The following is a 4,083-nucleotide window of genomic DNA, read 5'->3' on the forward strand; positions in this document are numbered from 1 at the left end:
CCGGGAACGCCGCGCACTCGACGCGCTGGATGAAATCAGAGGGAACCGGTAAGATGCGTCAGACTCAGAACACTAGTTTGACAGCCGCCTTCGTGACCAAGGACTGTGAGCGAGCCACTTCATATCGGCGCTGGACGAATCTATCACAAGGGTGCGACCATCCAGATAGGTCTTCCCTTTTCGACCTTGTTCATCAGAAGTTCCCAATAAAACGATAGGTACTCCATGCGCTTTTTACCGCCCGAACCCGAGGTCACCCTTTACAAGACAGCCTTCGACAATGACATTCTGGGACGAGAAAAGGCGGGGAGCTCTCTGTCAGCACTGCTGGACCGGATAGAGGACCCACTGGTCATCGCTCTTGATGGCCGCTGGGGAACCGGGAAAACCTACTTTCTGAAAAGGTGGGTGGGCGCGCATCGCGAGCAGAATAAGGGTAGGGCTCTGACGCTCTATTTCGACGCCTTCGCCAACGACTATCTGTCCGACCCATTGGTCGCGTTGGTCAGCGCCTTAGCGGATCGCGTTCCGGCGCAAGACGAACCAAAGCTCACACGCCTCAAGTCGACGGCGAGTAAATTCGTGAAGCCCTTAGCGAAAATCGCGCTTAATATCGCGACCTTCGGCGCGAAGGAGGCGCTGAACGACCTTGGTGATGCAGCCGCAGAAGCTATTCACGCCGAGGCGGAAAGGGTCGTTGATGATTTCTGGGATCGCGCAGAAGGCCGACAACAGGCGATGCAATCGTTTCGGGATGCCTTGTCCGAGCTGGTTGACGGGAAGGGTGATGCCGAACCAACACCACTGATAATCGTGATCGACGAACTTGATCGGTGTCGACCGGACTATGCACTGGAAGTCCTTGAGGTAATCAAGCACTTTTTCGCAGTCCCCATGGTTCACTTCGTGCTCGGTGTGAACCTGAGCGCGCTGGAGAACAGTGTGAGGGCGAGATACGGGAATGACATCGATGCTGCGGCATACCTACAAAAGTTCATCAGCCTGACATTCACCCTTCCAGACCGCGCTGGTGGCCGCCATCAAGATATTCCGGCTGTGCTCGCCTATGCGAAACACACAGCAGCTGCGATGAAGCTCCCGAAAGAATATGTCTCCGAGATTGTCGAGAGGCAGCTTCCCGGAGTTATGCGGCGCAACCTTATTTCAATTCGCGATATCGGGAAGATACTCGCCGCTGTCTCAATATTACCGCCTGAAGCTCTCAACCCGCGTCTGTTTCCAGGGTGGAGGGCCATTACCGCCAGCATGATCATCGCTCGCATTATTCGAAGCGATATCTTTAAGAAAATGGTCGTGGCAGACCTTACTGATGAGGAGTTGGTGACATATCTGGACGCGACACCTGAGAAAATAAACAGAAAATTACCAGATGATGAACACAACCAAGATTACGATCATCCGACGTGGTACATGTACCGCTCGTGGCAGGTAATTTTGTCAGATGGAAAAGCTGAGTTTGAAGATGTGAGGGAAATTAAAAATCAGTTCAGTCAGTTCGGTGACTTCATACAAGCAAAAGATTGTCCAAGGAGGATCTTCGACGATTATCTGAATACTTTCGAAACCGTTTGATTCGTCCGGGCGATGTCTATTCGTCAGCGCAGCAATCCCACCACATCCACCCGCAGATACACCGCCCCGAAATCCCGGCCCTCCGGGGAGAACGGAGTGATCCGGCGGGCCGCGAAAGCCCCTTTCAGGGTGTTCCGGTGCTGTCCCGTCTCAGCGGCCAGGGTCGTCAGGGTCACGAACCGGCGGTGAAACGCCGCCATGTCCTCCGGCGACATCCGATGTTGGGGGCGACTCGTCCGGGGGTTGATGATCTGATAGGCGCTCACATGACCGGCCTCGATCATGGCCTGAAACACCCCGCCATCCCGTAGCCCGACGGATCGTCCAAAATCGGCCGCGGCCATGCTGCCCGGAACCTCCTCAAGAGCTTCGTCCCGCGTGACCTGACGCGGGGCGGCCAGCACATCGACCTCGGATTTCGGGACGACGATCCCGTGGAACCCGGGGACCCTGGCCCTCTTCCCGACGGTCAGGCGCTCGTTGCGGATGTTCCGGATCAGATCATCCAAGGCGACGCCGCTGCGCCGATAAGCGAGAAGCAGGGTTTCCCAGTCCTTGTCCTCGTCCTCAACCGCGATCGCGCCATCGGACAGCTCGGCCACAAGGGCTACCCCGTCAGACAGGCGCCAGGGGTTCTTGACCTTCCTGACCCGCGTCCGGGGCTTCAACACCCCGGCCTCCGCCAGGGCCTCAAGCTCCATCCGGGTCGCGCCCATGGCGTTACGCATGGCGATCGGGCCGACCAGGGTGGGGATCTCGGCCAGTAATCCGGCCTGGGCCTGCGCGTCAAACAGTCTTCGACTGTCAGGGCGCGGATCGCCCTCCCGGAGCGCCCCGGCCTCGATCAGGAAAGGCTCCAACGCCCTGACCCCGATCCCGGCTTCAAGGGACGCGGTGCGCAGGGAGTGCAGCCGTCGTTGGGGGACCACTTCACCCAGGACCACCTCCCCCGCCGCGATCGGCCAGTTATCGAGAATACACCCCCGCAGGATACTCCGGAACGGGTCGAACCCGGGCTCGTCCAGATAATCCCGGTTCAACTTCGTATAGAGCGGCCCGAAGGCCCTCCCGGGTTCATCAAGCGCGCCGGTCGCATCTGTCGCGATCCGGTCGAGGGCCGCCCTGATCTCCACCGCACCGTCCACGACGATATCAAACCCCGCGGCGTGGGCCCGCCCGGAAGCGTATTCCTCCCCCGGGCTGCTCACTTTCAACATGGCCTGCCCGAGTAAGCGACACAGGGTCGTCACCACAAAAACCGGGTGTTCCTTCAGCCATGTGTCATCCGTCCCATCCTCCAGACGTCGGTCAAGCCAGAGATCATAGGCCGAGGGGTCCCGCAGCGGCCGTTCAAACGCGCCGGACAGGATTTCCGCCTCGATCTCGCGCAGCCGGGCCCCGATATCGAAACGGTCTCGGGGCGCGGCGGCCTGCCAGAGAGGCACCAGCGGGTGGCGATGACGCACGCAGAGCGCCGCCTCGCGCAATTGCCAGTCCCCCCGCATGACCATCGCGGAATGGGCAGACCCGGTCGCGCCGTCGGCGTCTTCGCGCAGGCAGACGGGGCATCCGCGCATGATCGGGTTCCGGAGCGCCCTTGAGACGTAAAGCTCGCCGCGGAACTGCATCCGGACGTTCCCGGCCCGGGTCCCGGTCCAAGACAGGAGCTCATCCATGATTTCCGGGGAAAGATCGGTCCAGTCGGCCACAGCCTTGAATGCGGCTTCCTCGTTATCGAGGAGGGGTTTGAACCCGGCGCCCATATCAGATGCGAGCCCCGCCACATCCGTCCGCCAGACCCCGGCCACCCGGCTGAGGTAGGAATACAGGGTCTCCCGGTGGGCTGGGGCAGGGTTCGATATGGGCAGGGCGGTCATATGCAATGTCGGGTAATCACGTGGAGCGGGAATGCCTCTGGATATGCGAGGAAGCATCGGGTGCATAGCCCAAACACCGGAAAACCGGATCAAAGGTTCTTTCGCACCGCTGATCCCCGAGTTTTCTTGAAATACCCCGACGCTCAGGGCAGGTTAACCCCATAGATTTCGTTCCAAGAATAGGCCCCCAATGGATACCTTTACGATCTTTCTGATAATCTGGCTCATCCTACCCCTCGTCCTTCTGGTCCTCTGGCTTCGGGAACGCTCCCGGAACAAAAAGGCGCGTATCGCAGCGGACGAGGCCGATACCGCCCGGAAATCCCTTGAGGCCCGATACGGGCAGATCATCTCGGTCGAGGATGAGGTCGCGAAACTCCGGACCTCCGCCGGGGATATAGAGGCGGGCCAAGCCGATTTGCGGAAAACCTACGCGGAGAAGCGGGCGATCCTTCAGAAGCTTGAAGCCCAGGTCGCAATCTATGACGAACGCCTCTCTTTCGCGGAGCTGGGGGTCTATGAGCCCCATTTCGATTGTAAACGTGTTCTGGCACCCACCTTCCAGGTTTTGCCCTGAGCTGCGATCTCCCGCCTGATTGAAATCGGGATGGAG

General features: G+C 59.5%; 3 protein-coding genes. 2 read left to right on the top strand and 1 reads right to left on the bottom strand.

Going from position 1 to position 4,083, the window contains the following annotated elements:
- Positions 1–225: 225 nt before the first annotated feature.
- Positions 226–1,593, top strand: a complete 1,368-nt coding sequence (locus HUK65_RS18105; protein WP_179907656.1) for a KAP family P-loop NTPase fold protein — start codon at positions 226–228, stop codon at positions 1,591–1,593.
- 23 nt (positions 1,594–1,616) lie between these two features.
- Here the strand turns inward: HUK65_RS18105 and HUK65_RS18110 are convergent, their stop codons facing one another.
- Positions 1,617–3,470: a TniQ family protein gene (locus tag HUK65_RS18110; protein ID WP_179907657.1), complete on the bottom strand. Its 1,854-nt coding sequence runs from the start codon at positions 3,468–3,470 to the stop codon at positions 1,617–1,619.
- A 190-nt stretch (positions 3,471–3,660) separates the two neighbouring features.
- Here HUK65_RS18110 and HUK65_RS18115 point away from each other — a divergent pair, with 190 nt between their 5' ends.
- Positions 3,661–4,047: a hypothetical protein gene (locus tag HUK65_RS18115; protein WP_179907658.1), complete on the top strand. Its 387-nt coding sequence runs from the start codon at positions 3,661–3,663 to the stop codon at positions 4,045–4,047.
- Positions 4,048–4,083 lie beyond the last annotated feature (36 nt).

Source organism: Rhabdonatronobacter sediminivivens (assembly GCF_013415485.1).
Lineage (GTDB): Bacteria > Pseudomonadota > Alphaproteobacteria > Rhodobacterales > Rhodobacteraceae > Rhabdonatronobacter > Rhabdonatronobacter sediminivivens.